This window comes from Streptomyces sp. AC558_RSS880, from assembly GCF_019049255.1.
In the GTDB taxonomy this organism is placed as follows: Bacteria; Actinomycetota; Actinomycetes; order Streptomycetales; family Streptomycetaceae; genus Streptomyces.
In genome coordinates, this window is record NZ_JAGMUJ010000030.1 from 38,672 (window position 1) to 59,718 (window position 21,047).

The window sequence follows — 21,047 nt, forward strand, 5'->3', positions numbered from 1 at the left end:
AGGGGAACACCATGAGCGACCTGATGATCAAGACCGCCGTCGCGACCAAGGTCCGCGTCAACGGCTGGAAGAACACGACGGTCGAGGCCCTGCGGCGCCGCAACGCCGACAAGGGGCAGACGGCGGTCGAGTACCTGGGCATCATCGCGGTGGTGGTGCTGATCGTGCTCGCGGTCAACGGCACCAGTCTCGGCCAGACAATCTTCGGCAAGATCACTGCACAGATCGCCAAGGTCGCTCCTTGAGGCGATTCCACCGGTACGGCGACGCAGGGCAGGCCTTTCCCATCTACATCACGGTGGTGGGGGGCCTGCTCTTTCTCGCGTTCGCGTACTTCGCGGTCGGCCAGGCCGCGGCGAATCGGAACGGCGCGCAGACCGCTGCCGATGCGGCGGCGCTCGCAGCAGCACAGGAGACCAGGGACGCACTCGCGGACCGATGGGTTCAGGACCTGCTCGACCCGGCAAAGTGGCAGGCCATCTTCGACGGAAATGTCGATGGCATCGGTCTCACCTGCGGGCGGGCGTACGAGCTTGCCGCGCGGAACGACGCCAGCGTGGTCGGATGCGGTCTGGAGGGCCTTCTCGGCTACAAGGTCGAGGTTCAGACCAATAGGACCGTTGGAGACTCCATCGTCCCCGGCACGGAGAACCGTCGTTCCCACGCGACCGCCACGGCTGTGATCGAGCCCCGCTGCACTTTCCAGCTCCCGTCCGAGGACGCTGAAGAGGACGTACTGCCGCTGCTCACCTGCGAGGGCGAGGAATGGGAGCTGGACCCGAAAGGGCCCCTCGACCTCCTTCCCGAGCCCGAGGACCTGTTCGAAGTCCACCTGGCCGACTGACAAGCGAACGACGAGTGATGAAGGAAGCAGAGAGATGAGCATTCGGATCACTGCCAAGACCTGCAGGGGGATGGTCGCGTTGACCGCTGTGGCCGGTCTGGCTCTCGGCATGGCGGCTTGCGGTGGCGGTGGTGACGACGACAAGCCGAAGCCTTCGTCATCCGCTTCCAAGGACAGTGGATCGAACCCGAGTGCTCAGGAGGAACAGACGAAGACGCCCCTGGCCGAGCTGCGGGGCACGGATGGGCTGCTCCTCCAGATCACCTCTGCCAAGCGTGATTCCGGCGGATTCATCACGGTGAACGGGACCGTGAAGAACGACGGTGACGAATCAGTGGTGGTTCCGCCACAGACGAGCGGTGACGAGACCGAGGTCGTCAAGCATGGTTCGTCGCTCGGTGGAGCCACCCTCGTGGACTCGAAGGGGAAGAAGCGCTATTACGTACTGCGGGACACGGACGGCCGACCGCTGACCACAACGGGCCTGGGAAATCTGGAAGCGGGGCAGACCCTGCCTGTCTTCATGCAGTTCCCCGCGCCGCCGACGAACACGATCGAGGTCGACCTCCAGGTACCGACGTTCGCCAGCGGCACGATCAAGATCTCCGGGTGAGGTCGGCCATGACTCGAACCCCGACCCGCCCGGCGCCGCCCCGCCTCGCCCTGGTTCTGTCGGCCGCCACGGTCATGGTCGCCACCAACCTGTACGGCGCGGCGGTGGCTCACGCGGACGACGGCCCCAGTGTTCCCCCGGGAACCGAAGCGTCCGCGTCCGCGCCCGTCGAAGTCGACCCGAACGACCCCGACCTCAAGCTCCCGGAGGGCGCCACCCTCACCGAGCCCAAGGTCCTGGACATCAAGCAGATCGTGGAGGACAAGAGCGGCGACGAGCGTCGTGAGGACACCAACTCCGACGTGACGTTCGCGCTCCAGGCCGAGGTGCTGTTCGGCAAGGACAGTGCGAAGCTCGGCGCGGAGGCGAAGGCCCGTATCGTCACGATCGCGGGCGAGATCAAGACGCAGAACGCGACGAAGGTCCGCGTCTTCGGCTTCACCGACAACCTGGGCTCGTCCGCCCACGGCGACGTCCTGTCCCGCCGGCGTGCCAACGCCGTGCAGGCGATCCTGGGACAGGAGCTGAGCGACGCGAACATCACCTACGAGGTGCGCGGTTACGGCGAGCAGTACCCGATCGCCGACAACTCCACGGAGGCCGGCCGCAAGAAGAACCGCAGGGTCGAGATCACCTTCCCGCGCACGGCGAGCTGAGCCGGTTGGAGCAGGTGGTCGGCAACGGCATCGCGCGAGCCCGCCCGTACTCTCCTGCCCTGGGAGGGGTGTGTTCGCGTCCAGGGAGACGAGCCACCGGGCGGAGCCGCAAACCACCCGCCGCCAGGAGTTGTCCATGCCCGCGACGGCCTGTGTCACCCGCCGTCGAACCGCGCTCCGGGTGCTGGCCTGCGCCGGCGTCCTAAAGGTTCACTTCCACCCGGGCCCCGACCCGAAGCCCCCATCCCTCCATCGCCCCGGCCTCGGCTTCCAGCACATGCCGTGCCCGGAGCCGGGGCAGGCCGAGCCGCCCCGGCGGCATGGTGCGGACGGCGATGACCCGGAGCCGCCGGTCGAGGTAGGCGACGTCGATGGACATGCGCATACGGAAGGTGTGCACGCTGTTGGCGGGGGAGAGCAGCAGCGCCCCGTCCAGGGAGTCCCGCCCCAGCAGCCCTCTGGTACGGGCCCGGTAGGAGGTGGCTGTCTCCAGCGGAACACGTACCGGCGCCCCCTCACCGTTCCCCCGTACGGTCAACTCCCCGTGCCCGTCCCGCCAGCGCCCCATCCCCGACCGACCCCCTCCGCCACCGACCGACCGCAACGTCCACACCGAACGTATCCCCAGGGCGCCCCGAGGGCGCATGACTCCTCACTCTGCGAAAAGAGTGAGCATCCGGCGGCCGAATGCCACTCGCGCGCTCAAATGAGCAGAACATGAACACTGAAGACCGAGATGCTCCCGCTTTTTCAAAAGCTCGACCACGCCTCCGCCGACCCGGCGTATCTGAAGCAGTGACGAGCGGCGCACCCTGTGGATCACACGCGCCGGACCCGGACCCCCGAAGGTGATCGAGCGCTGACGCCCCCCGTGCGTGCCTGCGGAACCGACTCGCGTGCGACGTCCCCGACCGTCCGCACCGAACGTGTCTCCGCAGGCCGCCCGAGATCAGTGCGCGCGGAGTTGCGCCGCCAGCGCGGCCAGCGTCTGGGCCGTCTCGGACAGGCTCGCGACGGCGGCCTGGAGCTCCGAGGCGACGAGGGGAGCCGTGGGGAGGGCGGAGGGCGCGGCGGCGACCGGTGTGCCACGGTAGCCGATGGGGCCCTCGTTGTAGCGCTGGTAGTAGCCGGTGAACGCCTGGCCGGCGGGCGCTTCGGCGAACCGGACCTGGGCGAGCTGGACCTCGGACCCGCCGGCGTTGCGGGTGATGTCGAGACGGTAGTGGCGGTAGGCCCGGGCGGTGGAGCGGAGGTGGAACTCCCTCGTCTGGAAGCGCTCGGTGAACTTCTCACCGCCGCGCGTGTCCAGCGGCGTCCACGTGTGGCCGTCGTGGGAGCCGAGGAGGGTCCAGTCGCGGGGGTCGCGCTCGGCGAAGTCGTTCGCCGACATCAGGGAGTACGAGGCGACGGAGGCGGGGCGGGCGAGGGTGAAGTCGAGGTGGGCGGTCTCCTCGAACGTCAGCCACTTGCTGCGCTGGTCCTCGAGGAGGTTGTCGGCTCCCTCGCCCCCTTCGTCGAACTCGTCGCTCGCCTCGACGCCGGTCACCTCGACCTCGGAGGCGGCGGCGTGCAGCACGGCCACCCCGGAGTTGCCCCGCTGGTCGCGCCAGGTCACCCGCTCGACGGGCGCCCCGCCGTCGTCGACCAGCAGGCGCAGTTCGTGGGAGGTGTGCCAGCGGCCGCCCCACCCCTCCTCCGTGTGGAAGCGGTGCAGGGGGGACGCCGAGAGGTTCGCGGTGTCCTCCGAGAACGGCCGGCGGTCGGTGAGCCGCCCCCGGTACTCGTACGCCGTACCGTCCGCGGCGCGGTACACGCCGTGGAAGTCGGACATGTTGGACTGGAAGCTGATGGCGGACTCGGCTCCGTCCTCACCGCGCCAGCCGAGCTGCGCGGGCAGGGAGTGCTCGTCCCGGTCGATGTGGAAGAGCAGCCGGGGGGCCGCCTGCCAGGAGGCGGAAGAGGAGTGCGCGGGGCGGAGTTCCGTACGGTAGGAGAAGACCGAGTCCCGGGCGGCCTCGGCCACCCGCGCACGCTCGGAACGGCCGCGCTCCCAGACGGGGTCCAGGGTGATCCGGTAGAGCCAGAGCATGCTGCCGGCCTTGGCCGAGGAGCGTATCTCCAGGGTGTTGGTGCCGGGCTTCAGCAGACGCCCGGGCACGGCGAAAACGTTGTCCTGGGGCAGGTCCCCACCGCCGGGCACCGTCAGGTCCTCGGCCAGCGTCTCGCCCTGGAGCAGCACGGTCATGGGGGCGTACCCGAGGTCGGAGCCGAGCTTGGAGACGAGGGCCGTGACGGTGAGCGTCGCCTGGGGGACGTCCTCCGGGTCCTCCACCTCGAAGTCCAGCGTCACGCTCCCGCCCGCGCTCAACGCCACGTGCGACCCGGCGAACCGGGCGCCGTGAAACCTGACATCGGAGTTCGCCAGCCGAGTCGGATCGACGGAGAAGTCGGCGTAGGTGGCCTCAAAGCCCATGAGCACTCCATGTCATGACGAGTCGTCAGCAAGAATCACCACGCGGTGGTGACTGTGATCCAGGACCCTAGTGGGCCGGACTGACATCGCCGTTCAGGAGAAGGGAACGGCGTCCGCCGGGGAGGTGTGCCAGTTGGTGACGATCGGGTCCTCGACGGTGATGGTGTCGACCGGCAGGGAGACCGGGTTGGGGTCGGCGTCACCGACACCGACGATGATGCTGTCCAGCTCCTTGCCACCGTCGCCATTGGTGGTCTTCGGGTTGACCCCGGCGTAGGCGGTGGTGCTCCCGGTCAGCTTGATCTGCCGGCCGACGGACTGCTCCGCGGGACCCGCCTCGGTGCCGTCGGATCCGAACGCCACGGTCGGCAGCGCGGCGGGCAGGTAGCAGGTGATCCCCGACTTCGCCTTCGCCGTGATCAGGATGTATCCGCCGCCCTGCGTCTCGGACCTGGTGCTCCAGGAGATGTCGTTGGCGCCGCAGGTCTGCTCGACCGCCGCCCGCTCCCCGTCACCGGTGTCGACGCCGGAGCCGGCCCCGTCCCCGGTTCCCTTGCTCGTCGTGTCCGCGCCCTCGTCGGTGCCCTGACCGCCGCCCTTGGCCGACGAACCGGACGACGGGGCGGCCGCACCGCCGGTCGAGGCGGCGGACGAAGAACTGCCTGCGGCACCGGTGTCCGTGTCCGCGTCCGTGTCCTGGCAGGCGGTCATCAGCATGGCGCCGCCCACGAGGGCCGCGGAGACGAGGAAGGCCTTACGACGGTTGCCGAACATTGAAATCCCCTTGGTGGTCGGTGGGTGAGACCGAAGCGGTTCCGGCCTTCTCGGTGCTTCTTTGATCACTATGAGGGGTCCGCGAGCCGAAGGGATCCCGCTGCCGTCGTTCCACGACATCGCTGTCACAGAAGGGTGACATGACCACGAACTCGTCCGACGCATGGCCGAGTTGGAACCGATGGCCCACCGCTCACCACCCGGTCGCCCCGACTGGCGGAGCCGGGCTCGGGCGGGCGCTGCCGGCGAACAGGTGACAACCAGTACGTACGTTGACCGGATCGCCCGGGATCCCCTGCTGCTCGCTCGAACGATCGAGGTCGAGCCGCCAGGCGAAGCATGTTTCCCCGTCCACCCCCCGGTGGGTAGGAAGACCCCCATGACCACACTCGGCGCAGTCTTCCGCCCCCAGCTCGCCCCCGAACGACTCCGTGCCGTTGCCGAACTCGCCGACGATGTCGGGCTCGAGGAGCTCTGGCTGTGGGAGGACTGTTTCCGGGAGGGCGGGATTTCGACCGCCGCCGCCGCGCTGGCGTGGACCGAGCGGGTGCGGGTCGGGGTCGGGCTGCTGCCCGTGCCGTTGCGGAACGTCGCCATGACGGCCATGGAGGCCGCTGGCCTGCACCGGATGTTCCCGGGGCGCGCGATCCTCGGCGTCGGGCACGGGGTGCAGGACTGGATGGGGCAGGTCGGGGCGCGGGCCGAGTCGCCGCTCACCCTGTTGCGGGAGCATCTCGTGGCGCTGCGGGCCCTGCTGGGAGGGGAGAGGGTCACCACCGAGGGACGGTACGTCAGGCTCGACGACGTCGCCCTGGACTGGCCGCCGCAGGGGCCGGTGGAGGTCCTCGCCGGTGCCACCGGGCCCCGTACCGTGCGGCTTACCGGTGAGGCCGCCGACGGGACCATCCTCACCGCCGACACCCCGCCCGAGGGGGTGCGGCAGGCGCGCCGGCTCATCGACGAGGGGCGGGCCGCGGCGGGGCGTACCGACGGACCCCACAAGGTCGTCGTGTATCTGCTCGCCGCCACGGGAGTCGGTGCCGGTGAGCGGGTGCGGGCCGATCTGGTCGCCGAGGGGGTCGACGGGGAAGCGGAAGTCGGGGTCGCCGGGGACGCGGGGACCGTCGCCAAGGCCGTACGGCGGCTCGCCGAGGCCGGGGCCGACTCGGTCATTCTCCAGCCGACCAGTGACGAACCGGACCCGGAGGGGTTCGTGCGGTTCGTGGCGGAGGAGGTACGGCCGTTGGTGCCGTAAAGCCGGAGGACAGCGCGGGGCTCCGCCGGGCATGATCGGTACATGACGGACAGGGCGAGCCACCGCACCTTCGAAGAGCTGATCGCGGAAGGCGCCTCCGTGCCCACCGAGGGATGGGACTTCTCCTGGTTCGAGGGACGGGCCAGCGAGGCCCGGCCCTCGTGGGGGTATGCCACGACGATGGCCGGGTGGCTGGGCCGGGCCGACGCCGTGCTCGACGTCCAGACCGGGGGAGGGGAGGTCCTGGACTTCGCTCTCGCCCACGCCCCTCGGCGGCCCCGGCTCGCCGTCGCCACCGAGGGCTGGGCGCCTAACGTCGCCAAGGCCACGGCCGTGCTCCGGCCGCGCGGTGTCGCCGTCGTGGCCTCGCCCGAGGACGCGCCGCTGCCCTTCGCGGACGGGGCCTTCGACCTCGTCGTCAGCCGGCATCCCGTCGAGGCCCCGTGGAAGGAGATCGCGCGGGTCCTCCAGGACGGTGGCGTCTACTTTGCCCAGCATGTCGGGCCCGGCAGCGTCCACGAGCTCGTCGAGCACTTCCTCGGGGCGCAGCCGGACGAGCGGCGCGACGCGCGGCATCCGGACCGTGAGCGGCGCGCGGCCGAGGCCGCCGGGCTGGAGATCGTCGATCTGCGGGCCGAACGGCTGCGCGTCGAGTTCTACGACATCGCCGCCGTCGTTCATTTCCTGCGCAAGGTGATCTGGATGGTCCCCGGTTTCACCGTCGAGGCGTATCTGCCGCGGCTGCGCGCCCTGCACGAGCGGATCGGGGCGGAGGGAGCCTTCGTGGCCCACAGCACCCGGCACCTCTTCCACGCCCGCAAGGGCGGAGGGGGCCGCGCCTCGCGCTCATGAGTTTCCGCATCGTTATGGGATGCGGCTGGTCCGCGGAGCAGGGGATCACATAGGTTCGGACCAAGATGATTCGCGCCAGCAAAGCTGCGCGGGGGCGGCGGTACCGCGCAGCGGAGGGGGCTGCGCGGTGCCCGAGTCGGCCCCCTCGGGTCAATCCGGTGTCTGCGCCCGGGTCGCCCGTCGGAGGGATGGCCGAAAGTGTGGTCACCCTGTCGGCGGATGGTGCCACATCCGGCACAGAGTCCCCTCATCGATCTTTTTTCACGCGTTTTCGCCGTGTTTCGGCCACCTCAGGGCCCTGAAAAGCGCCTTCCGGGGGCGTCTACGCGTTGTCGGGCGGTTTCGGAGAGTAGTTGTGGCGCGCCGATGTACGCAGCATCACTTACGAAGGGTTATGGTGGAAACCCCCCCTCGGGCCGGTCCGTCTCCCCCCCCCACGGACCGGCCCGTTTTTTCTTGGCCCGGGGCGAGCGCCCGACGGGGCGGTGGTCCGGGGGCGGCGGGCAAACCGCGTGCGGTACCCGTACGAGCGCAAGTGACGGACCGCGCACCGCCGCCGGACGGCCGGCGGGCGCGACCACCCCGGACTTTGGGGGCCCCCGCCCCGGCAGGGGTACGCTTCGCCTTCGGGGACCGCCACACGGACAGGGGCCGCCCGCTGCCGAGACCGGGCCGCCCGCCGCGCGACGCGGCGGGGGAGCGCCGCGCCTGTCCGATCCGCACGGAGGGGCTGACGATCACGTGAACCTGCGCGACAAGCTGCGGAGCCTGCTGGTCAGGCTGTACGCACGCCGGGTGGAAGGTCACCTGGACACCGCTCAGGTGCCCAAGCACATCGGCGTCATCATGGACGGCAACCGCCGCTGGGCGAAGGCCGCGGGTTCCAGCACCGTCCACGGACACCGGGCCGGCGCGGACAAGATCGAGGAGTTCCTCGGCTGGTGCAGCGAGACGGACGTCGAGGTCGTCACCCTCTGGCTGCTGTCGACGGACAACTTCGACCGGCCGAAGGAGGAGCTCGTCCCGCTCCTCGGCATCATCGAGGACGTGGTGCGCACCCTCGCCGCCGACGGACGCTGGCGGGTGCATCACGTCGGCACGCGCGACCTGCTGCCCTCCGGGATGCAGACCACCCTGAAGGAAGCCGAGCAGGCCACCGCGGACGTCGACGGGATAGTGGTCAACGTCGCCATCGGATACGGCGGTCGCCAGGAGATCGCCGACGCGGTGCGGTCCATGCTGCTGGACGCCCACGAGCGGGGCACGTCGATGGACGAGCTCGCCGAGGCCGTCGACATCGACATGATCGGACGTCACCTCTACACCCGCGCCCAGCCCGACCCGGACCTCGTCATCCGCACCAGCGGTGAGCAGCGGCTGTCCGGATTCATGCTCTGGCAGACCGCGCACTCGGAGTACTACTTCTGCGACGTGTTCTGGCCGGCCTTCCGCAAGGTCGACTTCCTGCGCGCGATGCGCGACTACGCCGCCCGTCACCGGCGCTACGGCGGCTGAACACCCCGCGCGGCCACCGCACGTCACACGGAGTTCACCGGCGCGCCGTCATATGCCGTGGCATGGCGGCACTCGTTCGAGGGCATAAGTCAGACAGGTCGACACCCGAACCACGGGTGTCGGATCTCAGCGGGCGGCGCAGAAGCCGTCCGCCCGGGAGGCCCTTTGCACCAGCCCGACCGTGCGGTCACGGCACGGAAGAAGCGGCGGAGGGCCGGTTCTCGGCCCGCTGTGCATGAGGGCCGTCGACCGGTCCAGCTCCGCCTCGTCGCTCCCCGACCTCATCCGAGGGGGTACGTTCTTCCGTGGTGACCAGCGCAAAGCGCCACAAGCCCGACCGGCGCACCTATGTTCTCGACACCAGTGTCCTGCTGGCCGATCCCCATGCCCTGAGCCGCTTCGACGAGCACGAGGTCGTGCTCCCCATCGTCGTGGTGACAGAGCTGGAGGCCAAGCGGAACCATCCCGAACTCGGCTATTTCGCCCGGCAGGCGCTGCGTCTGCTGGACGACTACCGGGTGCGGTACGGCCGTCTCGACGCCCCCATTCCGACCGGGGACCTCGGCGGGACCGTGCGGGTCGAGCTCAACCACTCGGACCCCAGCGTGCTGCCCAGTGGCTACCGCCTGGGGGACAACGACTCCCGCATCCTCGCGGTCGCCCGCAATCTGCAGGCCGAGGGGTTCGACGTCACCGTCGTGTCGAAGGACCTCCCGCTCCGGATCAAGGCGTCCTCCGTGGGACTCCTCGCCGAGGAGTACCGCGCGGAGCTCGCCATCACGGACTCCTCCGGCTGGACCGGAATGTCCGAACTGACCCTGCCGGGCGAGCAGGTGGACGTCCTCTTCGAAGAGGGTCACGTGTACGTGCCCGAGGCCGCCCAGCTGCCCGTGCACACGGGGCTGACCATCCAGTCCGAGCGCGGCAAGGCGCTGGGGCGGGTCACCGCCGAGGGCAACGTCCGTCTGGTGCGCGGCGACCGGGAGGCGTTCGGCATCAAGGGCCGCAGCGCCGAGCAGCGGATCGCGCTCGACCTGCTGCTCGACCCGGACGTCGGGATCGTGTCCATGGGCGGCCGGGCCGGCACCGGCAAGTCGGCGCTGGCCCTGTGCGCCGGCCTGGAGGCGGTGCTGGAGCGCCGGCAGCACCAGAAGGTGATGGTCTTCCGTCCGCTGTACGCGGTGGGCGGGCAGGAGCTCGGTTATCTGCCGGGTTCCGAGGCGGAGAAGATGAGCCCCTGGGCGCAGGCGGTGTTCGACACGCTGTCGGCGGTCACCAGCCGGGAGGTCATCGAGGAGGTCACCGCGCGCGGCATGCTGGAGGTCCTGCCGCTCACCCACATCCGGGGCCGCTCGCTGCACGACGCGTTCGTGATCGTGGACGAGGCCCAGTCACTGGAGCGGAACGTCCTGCTGACCGTTCTGTCCCGTATCGGGGCCAATTCGCGGGTCGTGCTGACCCATGATGTCGCCCAGCGGGACAATCTGAGGGTCGGTCGGTACGACGGTGTGGTCGCCGTCGTCGAGAAGCTGAAGGGGCACCCGCTGTTCGCGCACGTCACCCTGACGCGGTCCGAGAGGTCCCAGATCGCCGCACTGGTGACCGAAATGCTGGAAGACGGGCAGATCTGACCCGCACATTCCAACAAGGGTCGGTTACCCAGTAGTTGGCGCCGTCCGGAAAGGCGTAGAGCCTAGCCGGGCGGCGTCGGCGTGTGTGCGGATTTCCGGGATTCCCTGGGGCCAAACGAGATGTGAGCTTTCACACGCAACAGAGAATTGCCTTGCGGCGTCGGGTTACGGCAGAGTCTCACTCCTGTCAGGCCCCGCATACGACACATCTGTACCCCCAGCGGTACGGCACCACAGCAGGACACAGTTCCAACTCCATAGCGTCGTCGTATGCCGCCCGAGCACCACGCGGCGCTCCCTCGTAGGAGTTGCCCACCGGGCCCGCGCCTTCCGTGACCCGTAGTTGGGGAGGCCAGTGCCAGGGGCACGATTGCGTCCGCGAGGGTCACCGAAGCGGGCGATGCTGGAAGGAAACCGTGTGAGCCGGATCTCGGTCCGGGGATTCGCAGTGGCCTCGGCCACCGCGGTCACCGCTGTCGGAAGCGTCGTCGGCGTTGCCTCGGGCAGCACCGCGCAGAACAACGACGCCGAAGCGACGGCAAGCGGCACCACGCTGCTCGCGGACATCCCCGCGGGCCAGCAGGCCCAGGTGCAGACCGCGTCCCTGACGCAGCAGGCCGAAACGATGGCCATCGCCGCGGACGCGAGCGCCAAGAAGGACGCCGAGGAGGCCGCCCGCAAGGCCGCCGCCAAGACAGCGGTCGCGAAGAAGAAGGAAGCGGACGACAAGGCGAAGCAGGCCGCCAAGGATCGCGCGGAGGCCAAGGCCGCCGCCAGCCGTTCCGCGGTCCGCGACGCGTCCAGCTTCGCGGTCCAGTCGTCCTACACGATCGCCGAAGTGCAGGCGATGGCCCGGCAGCTCGTGCCGGCGGACCAGTTCCAGTGCTTCAGCAACATCGTGGACCACGAGTCGAGCTGGAACTACCAGGCCGACAACCCCACCTCCGACGCCTACGGCCTGGTGCAGGCGCTCCCGGGCTCCAAGATGGCCTCCGCCGGAGCCGACTGGGCGACGAACCCGGCCACGCAGATCAAGTGGGGCCTGGGCTACATGAACGACCGCTACGGCAGCCCCTGCGGCGCCTGGAACTTCTGGCAGGCCAACCACTGGTACTAGAAGGACCGGGAACCCTTCGGTTCCGGCCCCCGCTCAACCACGGCACAGCCCCGCACCGTCCTACGGTGCGGGGCTTTCGCCATGTACGGTCTGACCGACGACTCCAGGGGTGAGTGGTGGGGAGAAACGGGGGAAGAGGACGGATCATGTCGCGAGTGCCAGGGTGGCTCGGCCGGGTCGGAGCCGGACTGACCGAGGTCAGCAAGCGGTTGGAGGAGCGCCGCGCCGAGGTGGAGCGGGACCGCCGGCCGGACGCCGAGGACCCCGGACCCGAACGGGTGGAGACCCCGCGCCCCGACCCCGAGCCGCCGCTCGAGCACCTGACCACCGTCGTCCCGGCCCGCCCCGACCCGGCGCAGGCCGTGCCCTGGGGCGTACGGGTCGCGGCCGAGGCCGGCTGGCGGCTGCTGGTGCTGGCCGGCACGCTCTGGGTGCTCATGCGGGTCATCAGCGCCGTACAGCTGGTGGTACTGGCGTTCGTGGCCGCGCTGCTGATCACCGCGCTGCTGCAGCCGACGGTGGCGCGGATGAAGCGGCTCGGCGTGCCGCGCGGGCCGGCCACCGCGCTGACGGCACTGTTCGGGTTCGTCGTGATCGGCCTCATCGGCTGGTTCGTGACCTGGCAGGTCATGGAGAACATCGACGACCTCTCCGACCAGATCCAGGACGGCATCGACGAGCTGCGCAACTGGCTGCTCAACAGCCCCTTCCACGTCACCGACAAGCAGATCAACGAGATCGCCAAGAACCTGCGGGAAGCGGTCGGCGCCAACACCGAGCAGATCACCTCGGCGGGCCTGGAGGGCGTGACCGTCGTGGTCGAGGCGCTCACCGGCATCCTGCTGGCGGTCTTCTCGACGCTGTTCCTGCTCTACGACGGCAAGCGGATCTGGCAGTGGTCGCTGAAGCTCGTTCCGGCGGCGGCCCGTCCGGGTGTCGCCGGGGCGGGTCCGGCGGCGTGGCGGACGCTGACGGCGTACGTGCGCGGCACGGTGATAGTGGCTCTGATCGACGCGATCTTCATCGGCCTCGGCATCTACTTCCTCGACGTGCCGATGGCGGTGCCGCTCGCCGTGTTCATCTTCCTGTTCTCGTTCATCCCGCTCGTGGGTGCGGTGGTGTCGGGAGCGCTCGCGGTGGTCGTCGCGCTCGTCACCCAGGGGGTGTTCACGGGCGTCATGACGCTGGTGGTGGTGCTGGCGGTGCAGCAGATCGAGGGGCACATCCTCCAGCCGTTCATCCTGGGCCGCGCGGTCCGGGTCCATCCGCTCGCGGTGGTGCTGGCGGTCGCCTCGGGCGGCATGGTGGCCGGCATCGGCGGAGCGGTGGTGGCCGTGCCGCTGGTCGCGGTCACCAACACCGTCGTCGGCTATCTGCGCGCGTACTCCCACGAGAAGGCCGCGACCCAGGCCCCCCGGCCGCGCGGTGCCACGGCGATGTCCGAACCGGACGCCCCGCTGCCGGCGGTGCCGGCGGTGCCGGAGGTCCGGCCTCCGGGGGGCGAGAAGCGGCCGGGGGACACCGGCGAGGAGTAGGCGGGGCTGCCGCACCGTCCGGCGACGCAGCTGCGGTACCCGGTGAGCGGTGTCGGTGCGGGGCGAGGGGTGTTGCGCAGCCCGGCGCTTGCGGGGTACCGCTGCGCCCACCCGTGCCGCCCCAGCGGCACGATTGCCCGCAGTTACGCCGGTCGCGGCACGGCTGCCCGCGGAGTGCGGGAGTGCGGGGTGTACGGGTCGGGCCCGCCCACCGGTCATGGTGGACGGGCCCGACGCGTGGGACGGCGTGCGGAGTCACTCCGCCAGGGCCGCCTCCGCGTCCAGCGTGGCGGCGACCGCCTGGACCACCGCGGCGATCTTGAAGGCCTCCTGGATGACCTCACGCTCCACGCCGGCCTTGCGCAGCACCTGCTCGTGCGAGTCGAGGCACATGCCGCAGCCGTTGATCGCGGAGACCGCGAAGGACCAGAACTCGAAGTCGACCTTGTCGACGCCCGGGTTGCCGATGACGTTCATCCGCAGCCCGGCGCGCAGGTTGCCGTACTCGTGGTCCGACAGCAGGTGACGGGTGCGGTAGAAGACGTTGTTCATCGCCATCACCGCGGCGGCGGCCTTGGCCGCCGTGTACGCCTCCGGCGACAGGTTCGCCTTCGCCTCCGGCTCCAGCTCGCGCAGCACGATCGCCGAGCGCGAGGCGATCGCCGTCGACAGCACCGTGCCCCACAGCTGCTGGGCCGGCAGGTCCGAGTTGCCGATGACCGAGCCCAGGTTGAGCTTCAGGTCCTTGGCGTAGTCCGGTATGCGGGACTTCAGGGAGTCGAGCGACATGTCAGGTCACTCCCCGGCCAGCAGGGCGACCGGGTCCAGGGTCTCGTCGCCCTTGCTCCAGTTGCACGGGCAGAGCTCGTCGGTCTGCAGGGCGTCCAGGACCCGCAGGACCTCCTTGGGGTTACGGCCGACGGAGCCGGCGGTCACCATGGAGAACTGGATCTCGTTGTTCTGGTCCACGATGAAGACGGCGCGCTTGGCGAAGCCGTCCTCGCCCTCGATGCCGAGGTCGCGCATCAGCTCGTGCTTGGAGTCCGCCATCATCGGGAACGGCAGGTCGCGCAGGTCGTCGTGGTCCTTGCGCCAGGCGTGGTGGACGAACTCCGAGTCACCGGAGAAGCCGAGGACCTGGGCGTCACGGTCGGCGAACTCGTCGTTCAGCTTGCCGAAGGCGGCGATCTCGGTCGGGCACACGAAGGTGAAGTCCTTGGGCCACGCGAAGACCACCAACCAACCCTTCTTCTCACGGTTGATCTTAATCCACTCGGCGTCGATCCGCTCGAACTCCTTGCCCTTCTCCAGCGAGACGCAGGCCATCAGATCGAACTCGGGGAACTGGTCACCAACGGTGAGCACTTACTTCCTCCGTTAGAGGTGGGGGTCGGACCGGCTCACCTTCGCACATGGTGATCAATAGGCAGAAATTGAAGATCCCGACCTGATTGATAGGTGCGTCCGATAACCGGACGGCGCCACGTGTCAAGCGGTAACCATTAAGAACTTAACCTTCTGTTAACTTTGTCCGCATGGTCCCCTTGCGGAGGAGCACAATCCGCTTGGAGGGGGATACCCATGCGCCGGGACGACGCGGCACCGCAGGAAGCCATCAGCACACACCCGATCGGGAGACTGCTGGCGATCCCTGCGAGAGGGGCGCGCGGCCGAAAGATGGCGCTCACAGGGTACGGAATGCTGGTGACGGCCGCATTCGGAACCTTCGCGATGACGACTCTTCAGGACGCCCCCGTGCGCGCCAGGGACAGCCGCCCGGACACGGCGCACGGCACCAAGAAGGGCGACGTCTTCACGGACTCCAAGGGCCCCGGCTACGCCCCGACTTACCTCGACGGCGGAGGCGGCATCGCGGGAGTCCCGCTGACCGAGGAACAGCGCAAGGCCCTCATACGCGAGGCCATGCGCCGGGGCATGGCAACCGCCGACGCCTACGCCCTCGCGTACGGAGACAACGCCACCATCCGCGTGAACAAGGACGGCACAGTGAGCGTCCACACGGGCGAGGTCGTCGTGCCGAACGGGCCGGTCTACGTCAAGAACCCCACGGACTCGCGGAAGCCCGCGCGGTCCAACACGAAGGCGATGGGCGAGGACCAGAAGGCGCCAACGGGGGGCCAGGCAGCGCCACAGAGGGGCGAGGAACAGTCCGGCGCCCAGGAGCCCGCGAAGGGCCAGACGAAGCGCCAGGGGGCCACCACGGGCACGGACGAGTTTGGCTCGTCGAGCACCGCCGAGGAGCCGAGCACGAAGGCCGACGAGGCCCCCTCCGCCGGCACCACGTCCGTCGACCCCTACTACCCGTCCACCGGAGAGAACCTGTACGAGGACGAGGGCAGCCTGAAGGAAGCCCTTCCGCCCACGCTCGAAAAGGTCGTGGACGGGGTCAACGACTTCACGAACTGGCTCAGCGCGTCGTCCGCCAAGACTCCGCAGACGTTCTCGCTCGTGGGCAACGGCGGCAATCGCCTGATGATGCACGTCGAGGCGCCGCTCGCCGACGACCTCACCATCACGACCACGGTCACGGCCGCCATGGACAGCGAGTCGAGCGTCGAGCCCGAAGTGACCAGCGTCGTCACGGACACCGAGACGGGCGCGGTCCTGGCCGACGAGACCGACACTTGCCCGAGCGAGCACGTTGTTGACGCGGTCGCCATTGGGCAGGCCGTCGATGTCATGCTCGAAGCGGGCGTGGCCGTATAGGACAAGGCCCGGCCGCCAACACGCAGCCGGGCCAGCACGCCAGACGTTCAGCGACCGAGGGCGTCCTCGACGGCCTCGAAGATGTCGCTGTCCGTCTCCTTCTGCCAGTCCGGCAGGTCCGGCCAGTCAGCCACGTAGGCAGGCTTCGGGTCGCCGAAGTGCTTGAACATCTGCGCCGTCCAGCACGTTGCGACGAACCGGCCCTTCTGCTCGCGCGAGAGCCGCTTCGCGTGCCCCTCGGACAGGTCGAGGAACTGCGCGATCTGCTCCCAGACGGACGCGGCGGCCTGGCGCTCCCAGTCCGGCGTTTCCTCCCACGGGGTGACGTAGCTCGGCTTCGGCTCGCCAGGGAAGTGCTTCCGCACGCCCGCGATCCACGCCTCGCGGAACCGTCGCCCGTTCTCCTCCGACACGCTGTCCCCTCTCGTCAGGCGGCCAACTCGGCAAGCTCGGCGTCCAGCTCGGCCGCGCGCACATCGCTGGCGACCGGTCGCAGCTCGACCCGGAGCGTTCGCAGCTTACGGGCCACATATCCCGACCCCGAGCGTCGGGCGAGATCCATCGCCTCGCGTGCGTACGTCGCAGCCTCGTCGAGGTCCCGACGCTTCGCGCCTATGACGGCGAGGTCGACAAGGACGGCACCTCGGCGCCGGTACGACTGACCCCGGCCCAACTGCACCTGTGCGAGTGCCTGCTGTAGGGCGACCTCGGCGAGGTCCAGGCGCCCCAGCTCGACGTACCGGGCCCCGCGCTCCTCGGCCAGGCGAGAGGCGTCGAACCGTAGCCATCCGCCATTCACCGAATCCGCGGTGAGGTCGAGGACCCGCTCGGCCTCGTCGAGGGCTCGCTCGCAGGAGTCGAGATCGCCCAGACCGGCGTACGCCTGCGCCTGCACGGCCGCGACCCAATGCCGGGTAGCGAGGTGGCCGTCCCCGCGCCGGGCGACCCTCGCGGCGGCCGTGAGCACGCTCACCGCATCCGCCCACTGTCGCTCGTACAGGGACACGTACGCATGCCGGGTCAGCGCGCACGCCCACAGGTCGTAGTGCCGGGCTTCCCGACTGGCCGAGGCTGCCAGGGTGTACGAGGCCGCCGCATCCGTGTAGCGGTTCTGGTCGAACGCAAGCTCGCCCGCGAGCTGGAAGAGATCACCGGCCGCCACGCACAGGCCCGACGTGTCGCGGCTGCCCTCCAGCTCCTCCGCCAGGGCGGCGAGCTGGTCCCGCACGATCGGATACACGCCCTGCTTCGTGCGGGCGAGCTGGTACACCTGCCACAGATGGGCGTTCATCGCGCGGAAGTCGGCCGCCCCGTCGAAGGGCTCATCCGCCGGCAAGGCAGGCAGGGCTCCGGCCACCGCGAGGAGACGCAGGAAGTCTCGTCGGATCATGTCGTCACCGCCGTCAGGAGTCGGGCTGTCGAGGTTCCCCTCGACCTCCGGAATGACGGCTTGTGGCGAGAGAAGGGCGTCCAGCTCGGAGAGGCTCAGGCCCAGGAGGTCAGCGAGCTTCGGCCGCAGGGGCGGTTGAGGTTCAGTCTCTCCACGCTCCCAGCGGCCCACCGTGGTTCGGTCGACGCCCATCGCGGCGGCGAGGGACTCCTGACTGTAGCCGCACGCCTTCCGCTGCTCCTTTAGGCCCACGGCCTACCCCCTTCGTCGCCTGCCTCTGGTCTGCCCAGTGCAACGACGTGCATCACGAATGCGTCATCACTGCATCAATCCTGCCGTGGCCGGACTGATCGCGCAGGCGAAAACTGGACGCCGGGGGTTGGCGATGAAGGACGGTTAGGAGAGACGCGATGCCGACTGAGAAGCAACTCATGATCGACAACAACGGCAAGGCCGGTGAGTTCATGGGGACGGTCGGCGGGCGTTGGCTGTTCCGCCCCATCGGCGGGGGTAGGGAGTGGGAGGTCGAGAAGGGCGCCGCCCGCCCGGTCACCCCGGAAGAGGCGAGGCGCCTTCGCCCCCGCCCGGCCGAGGACGAGCCCGAGTACGACTTCGGGGAGGCGTTCAGTGTTGACCACTGACGAGCCGCAGCCGGTCAAGACGTGCCAGACCTGCTTGGACATCGCGAGGAAGCGGGCGGTAAAGCGCGGGGAAGGCGACCAGAGTGCGGTGATCGACTGCAACGTCCTCTTGCGCCGGCACCTCGCCGAGAAGCACACAGACGCGCCCGTACGGATGGAGGCCGCCGAGTGAGAGCCGGTGCCCGCGTCTTCCGGATGGTCGACTACCGGGTGGACCCCGACCCGTTGGCGGACTGGGTGATGAAGGCGACGTGCGTCTCTGGAGAGGAGAGGGACTGCGGCGAGGAATCCCCCGAGACGCAGGACCAGCAAGAGGTGACGCAGTGGATCGCCCGGCATCGGGCAGACACGGGGCACGGCCGGTTCGAGGAGACGTACAAGCGCTTCGTCATCGCCACCATGAAGACCTGAGACTTGCGAGCGGGGTCGCCCTCCCCTGGTCCCCTCGCTCGCGGGCGGCAGCTCCCCCCGTAGCTGTCGTGACGCAAAGAGACCCCCCTCTGGATGAGCGCCCGGAGGGGGGTCGTGCGTTATGCGGCCGGGGTCAGGACGACCAGGAGCGGACCGGCCGCGTCGTCCCATGCGTGCCCGGCCTCGACTGCGGCGCGACCCTCGCGGCGAATGCCGTCCCGGACGGGGGCGAGGAACGTCTCGCGGAAGTGCGCTTGCGCCTCGGGCTTCATGCCGCTCCCGGCGACCGCCGCGCCGACCTTCTCGTTCAGGACGCTCGCGGCCTGGCCGAAGTCGTCGCCGGTCCACTCGTCTGCATGCTCGGCGACCAGCGCCCACGTCATCTTGAACATGGTCACAGCTTAACGCCAGAACGCGCGGAAGGGACCTCCTCGCGAAGGTCCCAACTTTACACGTGGGTAAGGGAGTTAGCGGACCGGACAGGCGCCGGTCGAACACTCCTCGTCGGTCGAGTCCTCGACCCGATACGACTCGTAGGCGTCGAACTCGTCGCGGGTGATCCGCTCGTACGGAGCCTGCGGCCTGGTGCCGTCGACCATGATCGTTGTCCCCTTCAGGTGGGGGAGCCACTTCTCGATCACGTCCGCCGTCTCGTCGAGGTCGAGGCCCTCGGGCACGTTCGCCGTGAAGCTGACCGCGTTGTCCGCGTACTCGGCCTGGTACATCGCCTGGAAGGCGAGCATGTCGTCGAGGCTCAGCTCGTCGGCCGACTCGACCAGATCCGCCGGGTAGCCGCGCGCCTCGACCTCGGCGACGAGCTTGTCCAGCGTGGGGAACTCGACGACCAGCGTGTTCCCGCTGGGGTCGTAGACGCACGGCTCGACCTTGTATCCCTCGAACTCGAAGGCGGCGACCCTGGCGGCCTGATCCGGGTCCGCAATCGAGAAGCGGACGCGCCGCAGGAAGGTGCGGGCGTAGACGGGGTGGATTCCCTCCGTGACGCCCGGCATTTTCGCGATCGTGCCCGTGGGGGCGACGGTCGTGACCTTGACCGGCTCGGGGATGCGCAGCTCGAAGGCGTACTCGCGGGCGGCCTGGCGGACGATCCGCTTCAGCCGTCCGAGGAGAAGCCGGAAGCGGGTGTGTGCCGGCGCCTCGCTGTAGCGGATGCCCTGCTTCGCGAGGAACCCTTGCACGCCCAGGTGGCCGACGCCGATCCGTCGCTGTGCGGCCAGGCGCTCGGCCTGCTCGGCGTCGTTCACGTCGCCGTACGTCGCCCGGACGAGGAAGCGCGCCATCAGCTCGTGCGCCCGCTTCAGGCCCGTCTCGTCGTACGCCTCGTGCCCGTCCAGTACGAACGCATCGAGGTTGATATGCCCCAAGTTGCAGTTTTCCCAGGGCATAAGTGCGATTTCGCCACACGGGTTTGTAGCAACAACTGTACCAACCTCCCCGACGTTCGAGGCGGTCGAGTGCCAGTAGCCGGGCTCGCCGTTCTTCAGCATCCCGGCGACGACCTTGCGATGCACCATGTAGGCCCACTCATTCCCGCCGGGCCCGAAGTCGTCGTGCTTCTCGCCGGACAGGTAGTCGACGAAGTCCTGGTCGATCTCGACGGAGATGTTCGTCGTCCAGTGCCGCGAGGGGTCGCTCTTGCAGCGAAGGAAGTCCTCGATGTGCGGGTCGTTCCACGCGCAGATCGCCATCCTCGCGGAACGCCGATTCCCGCCGCTGACCACGCATTCCGCGATGGCGTGGTCGATCTCCATGGCCTCAGTCGGCGTGAGGTAGTCGGCGTCGTGCCAGAGGCCGGACTCGCGGGCCGAGGTGGACAGGACGCGGCCGATCTCCTGCATCATGCGGGCGAAGGGGGCCGGGCCCGAGGCGACGCCGCCGAAGGTCTTCAGGCGGGCGCCCTTCCCGCGCACGCGCGACACGTCGTACACGCGGTCGCTGTGCTTGACCTCGCTATCGGTCATGAAGGTGTCGATCAGGTCGACCATCGCGGCGGCCCAGCCCTCGCGGGAGTCCTCGACCTCGAAGGCGCCAGCCCAGTCCGAGTCGTACTCGCTGGAGAGGGCGCCCGCGGCCTTCATGTCCTCGAAGTCGGGGTGGGCGGGGTCGCACACGACGTGAACGTTCAGCTCCCGACGCGGGGCCCCGTACGGGCGGAGGTACTTCGTGCTGTAGTTGGCACCGACCCCGCCCCCTTCCATCAGCCGAAGGAAGCTGAACTCGAAGTGCCGGCTGAGCTTCTCGCCCCAGCCCGAGACGTGGCAGTTGAAGAGGTACTGCCTGCCCTTCACGCCGGACGCCCACAGGTGGCGCCCTGCGGGCAGTACGGCGAAGCGGTCCATGAGGGCGACCAGCTCGTCATGCTCGGCCCGTACAGCCTCGCTCCAGCCCTCGGCAGGGCCGTAGACGAGGCCGAGGTTCCCGGCCGCCACGCGGCGGACCGTCTCGGGCCACGTCTCGCGGGAGCCGTCCGCCTTCGTGCGGCTGTAGGTGCGCTCGTAGACGGTCTGACCGGTGGGGCCGAACGGGACAGAGGCGGTGGTGATGGGTCGCTCCTTGGGAGTGGTGGCGTTGGTGGTGATCAGCAGCTCGGCCAAG

General features: G+C 69.4%; 22 protein-coding genes. 13 read left to right on the forward strand and 9 right to left on the reverse strand.

The annotated features are described in order from the left end of the window. Positions 1 to 11 precede the first annotated feature (11 nt). The 4 genes from KUM38_RS12050 to KUM38_RS12065 are packed head-to-tail and all read left to right on the forward strand — an operon-like array spanning position 12 to position 2,113. Positions 12 to 245, forward strand: a complete 234-nt coding sequence (locus KUM38_RS12050; protein ID WP_217129325.1) for a hypothetical protein — start codon at positions 12 to 14, stop codon at positions 243 to 245. After that, positions 242 to 844: a pilus assembly protein TadG-related protein gene (locus KUM38_RS12055; RefSeq protein WP_217129326.1), complete on the forward strand. Its 603-nt coding sequence runs from the start codon at positions 242 to 244 to the stop codon at positions 842 to 844. The genes KUM38_RS12050 and KUM38_RS12055 overlap by 4 nt, the downstream gene beginning before the upstream one ends. Positions 845 to 878: 34 nt before the next feature. Further along, positions 879 to 1,457 (forward strand): hypothetical protein, encoded by a 579-nt coding sequence (locus KUM38_RS12060; protein WP_217129327.1) that lies wholly within the window; start codon positions 879 to 881, stop codon positions 1,455 to 1,457. An 8-nt stretch (positions 1,458 to 1,465) separates the two neighbouring features. Then, on the forward strand, positions 1,466 to 2,113 hold the full coding sequence (locus tag KUM38_RS12065) for an OmpA family protein (protein ID WP_217129328.1): 648 nt from the start codon (positions 1,466 to 1,468) through the stop codon (positions 2,111 to 2,113). A 202-nt stretch (positions 2,114 to 2,315) separates the two neighbouring features. Here KUM38_RS12065 and KUM38_RS12070 read toward each other — a convergent pair whose 3' ends face one another. The 3 genes from KUM38_RS12070 to KUM38_RS12080 all read right to left on the reverse strand — a co-directional run bounded on the left by KUM38_RS12070 (position 2,316) and on the right by KUM38_RS12080 (position 5,360). After that, the gene (locus KUM38_RS12070; RefSeq protein ID WP_217129329.1) at positions 2,316 to 2,681 is read right to left on the reverse strand and encodes a DUF192 domain-containing protein; all 366 of its coding nucleotides are present in this window, start codon (positions 2,679 to 2,681) and stop codon (positions 2,316 to 2,318) included. A gap of 381 nt (positions 2,682 to 3,062) precedes the next feature. Further along, positions 3,063 to 4,586 carry an alpha-1,2-mannosidase gene (locus KUM38_RS12075; protein ID WP_217129330.1) on the reverse strand — a complete coding sequence of 508 codons (1,524 nt, stop codon included), beginning with the start codon at positions 4,584 to 4,586 and terminating at the stop codon, positions 3,063 to 3,065. A 93-nt stretch (positions 4,587 to 4,679) separates the two neighbouring features. Next, a complete protein-coding gene (locus tag KUM38_RS12080; RefSeq protein WP_217129331.1) occupies positions 4,680 to 5,360 on the reverse strand; it encodes a DUF4232 domain-containing protein in 681 nt (226 codons plus the stop codon). A 379-nt stretch (positions 5,361 to 5,739) separates the two neighbouring features. Here KUM38_RS12080 and KUM38_RS12085 point away from each other — a divergent pair, with 379 nt between their 5' ends. From KUM38_RS12085 to KUM38_RS12110, 6 genes are all read left to right on the forward strand, one after another. Next, positions 5,740 to 6,615, forward strand: coding sequence for an LLM class flavin-dependent oxidoreductase (locus KUM38_RS12085; RefSeq protein WP_217129332.1), 876 nt, complete (start codon positions 5,740 to 5,742; stop codon positions 6,613 to 6,615). A gap of 42 nt (positions 6,616 to 6,657) precedes the next feature. Beyond that, positions 6,658 to 7,467, forward strand: coding sequence for a class I SAM-dependent methyltransferase (locus KUM38_RS12090; RefSeq protein ID WP_217129333.1), 810 nt, complete (start codon positions 6,658 to 6,660; stop codon positions 7,465 to 7,467). A 741-nt stretch (positions 7,468 to 8,208) separates the two neighbouring features. Next, a complete protein-coding gene (locus tag KUM38_RS12095; RefSeq protein WP_217129334.1) occupies positions 8,209 to 8,982 on the forward strand; it encodes an isoprenyl transferase in 774 nt (257 codons plus the stop codon). A 305-nt stretch (positions 8,983 to 9,287) separates the two neighbouring features. Next, positions 9,288 to 10,613 carry a PhoH family protein gene (locus KUM38_RS12100; RefSeq protein WP_217129335.1) on the forward strand — a complete coding sequence of 442 codons (1,326 nt, stop codon included), beginning with the start codon at positions 9,288 to 9,290 and terminating at the stop codon, positions 10,611 to 10,613. A 418-nt stretch (positions 10,614 to 11,031) separates the two neighbouring features. Continuing rightward, a complete protein-coding gene (locus KUM38_RS12105) occupies positions 11,032 to 11,730 on the forward strand; it encodes a transglycosylase SLT domain-containing protein (RefSeq protein WP_217129336.1) in 699 nt (232 codons plus the stop codon). 146 nt (positions 11,731 to 11,876) lie between these two features. Continuing rightward, positions 11,877 to 13,265 carry an AI-2E family transporter gene (locus KUM38_RS12110; protein ID WP_217129337.1) on the forward strand — a complete coding sequence of 463 codons (1,389 nt, stop codon included), beginning with the start codon at positions 11,877 to 11,879 and terminating at the stop codon, positions 13,263 to 13,265. Between the two features lie 255 nt (positions 13,266 to 13,520). Here KUM38_RS12110 and KUM38_RS12115 read toward each other — a convergent pair whose 3' ends face one another. Beyond that, positions 13,521 to 14,054 carry an alkyl hydroperoxide reductase gene (locus KUM38_RS12115; RefSeq protein ID WP_217129338.1) on the reverse strand — a complete coding sequence of 178 codons (534 nt, stop codon included), beginning with the start codon at positions 14,052 to 14,054 and terminating at the stop codon, positions 13,521 to 13,523. A gap of 6 nt (positions 14,055 to 14,060) precedes the next feature. After that, entirely contained in the window at positions 14,061 to 14,630 is a 570-nt protein-coding gene (locus KUM38_RS12120) for a peroxiredoxin (protein ID WP_217129339.1), read from the reverse strand. 366 nt (positions 14,631 to 14,996) lie between these two features. Here KUM38_RS12120 and KUM38_RS12125 point away from each other — a divergent pair, with 366 nt between their 5' ends. Further along, on the forward strand, positions 14,997 to 15,992 hold the full coding sequence (locus KUM38_RS12125) for a hypothetical protein (protein WP_217129340.1): 996 nt from the start codon (positions 14,997 to 14,999) through the stop codon (positions 15,990 to 15,992). A gap of 47 nt (positions 15,993 to 16,039) precedes the next feature. Here the strand turns inward: KUM38_RS12125 and KUM38_RS12130 are convergent, their stop codons facing one another. Further along, on the reverse strand, positions 16,040 to 16,405 hold the full coding sequence (locus KUM38_RS12130; protein WP_217129341.1) for a hypothetical protein: 366 nt from the start codon (positions 16,403 to 16,405) through the stop codon (positions 16,040 to 16,042). Between the two features lie 14 nt (positions 16,406 to 16,419). Beyond that, a complete protein-coding gene (locus KUM38_RS12135; protein ID WP_217129342.1) occupies positions 16,420 to 17,634 on the reverse strand; it encodes a helix-turn-helix transcriptional regulator in 1,215 nt (404 codons plus the stop codon). A gap of 158 nt (positions 17,635 to 17,792) precedes the next feature. Here KUM38_RS12135 and KUM38_RS12140 point away from each other — a divergent pair, with 158 nt between their 5' ends. Both KUM38_RS12140 and KUM38_RS12145 read left to right on the forward strand, forming a co-directional pair. Further along, positions 17,793 to 18,023, forward strand: a complete 231-nt coding sequence (locus KUM38_RS12140) for a hypothetical protein (RefSeq protein WP_217129343.1) — start codon at positions 17,793 to 17,795, stop codon at positions 18,021 to 18,023. A gap of 168 nt (positions 18,024 to 18,191) precedes the next feature. Further along, positions 18,192 to 18,434, forward strand: coding sequence for a hypothetical protein (locus KUM38_RS12145; RefSeq protein ID WP_217129344.1), 243 nt, complete (start codon positions 18,192 to 18,194; stop codon positions 18,432 to 18,434). 119 nt (positions 18,435 to 18,553) lie between these two features. Here the strand turns inward: KUM38_RS12145 and KUM38_RS12150 are convergent, their stop codons facing one another. Both KUM38_RS12150 and nrdJ read right to left on the reverse strand, forming a co-directional pair. Continuing rightward, entirely contained in the window at positions 18,554 to 18,826 is a 273-nt protein-coding gene (locus tag KUM38_RS12150) for a hypothetical protein (protein ID WP_217129345.1), read from the reverse strand. Positions 18,827 to 18,901: 75 nt separating this feature from the next. Next, positions 18,902 to 21,046 carry a ribonucleoside-triphosphate reductase, adenosylcobalamin-dependent gene (nrdJ, locus tag KUM38_RS12155; RefSeq protein ID WP_254397058.1) on the reverse strand — a complete coding sequence of 715 codons (2,145 nt, stop codon included), beginning with the start codon at positions 21,044 to 21,046 and terminating at the stop codon, positions 18,902 to 18,904. Between the last annotated feature and the right edge of the window lies 1 nt (position 21,047).

Excerpts from the sequence above, each read along its gene's own strand:
- KUM38_RS12125 (WP_217129340.1), top strand. The coding sequence starts at position 14,997 with ATGACGACTCTTCAGGACGCCCCCGTGCGCGCCAGGGACAGCCGCCCG.
- KUM38_RS12140 (WP_217129343.1), top strand. The coding sequence starts at position 17,793 with ATGCCGACTGAGAAGCAACTCATGATCGACAACAACGGCAAGGCCGGT.
- KUM38_RS12075 (WP_217129330.1), bottom strand. The coding sequence starts at position 4,586 with ATGGGCTTTGAGGCCACCTACGCCGACTTCTCCGTCGATCCGACTCGG.
- KUM38_RS12050 (WP_217129325.1), top strand. The coding sequence starts at position 12 with ATGAGCGACCTGATGATCAAGACCGCCGTCGCGACCAAGGTCCGCGTC.
- KUM38_RS12085 (WP_217129332.1), top strand. The coding sequence starts at position 5,740 with ATGACCACACTCGGCGCAGTCTTCCGCCCCCAGCTCGCCCCCGAACGA.
- KUM38_RS12065 (WP_217129328.1), top strand. The coding sequence starts at position 1,466 with ATGACTCGAACCCCGACCCGCCCGGCGCCGCCCCGCCTCGCCCTGGTT.
- KUM38_RS12110 (WP_217129337.1), top strand. The coding sequence starts at position 11,877 with ATGTCGCGAGTGCCAGGGTGGCTCGGCCGGGTCGGAGCCGGACTGACC.
- KUM38_RS12060 (WP_217129327.1), top strand. The coding sequence starts at position 879 with ATGAGCATTCGGATCACTGCCAAGACCTGCAGGGGGATGGTCGCGTTG.
- KUM38_RS12080 (WP_217129331.1), bottom strand. The coding sequence starts at position 5,360 with ATGTTCGGCAACCGTCGTAAGGCCTTCCTCGTCTCCGCGGCCCTCGTG.
- KUM38_RS12070 (WP_217129329.1), bottom strand. The coding sequence starts at position 2,681 with ATGGGGCGCTGGCGGGACGGGCACGGGGAGTTGACCGTACGGGGGAAC.
- KUM38_RS12115 (WP_217129338.1), bottom strand. The coding sequence starts at position 14,054 with ATGTCGCTCGACTCCCTGAAGTCCCGCATACCGGACTACGCCAAGGAC.
- KUM38_RS12090 (WP_217129333.1), top strand. The coding sequence starts at position 6,658 with ATGACGGACAGGGCGAGCCACCGCACCTTCGAAGAGCTGATCGCGGAA.
- KUM38_RS12150 (WP_217129345.1), bottom strand. The coding sequence starts at position 18,826 with ATGTTCAAGATGACGTGGGCGCTGGTCGCCGAGCATGCAGACGAGTGG.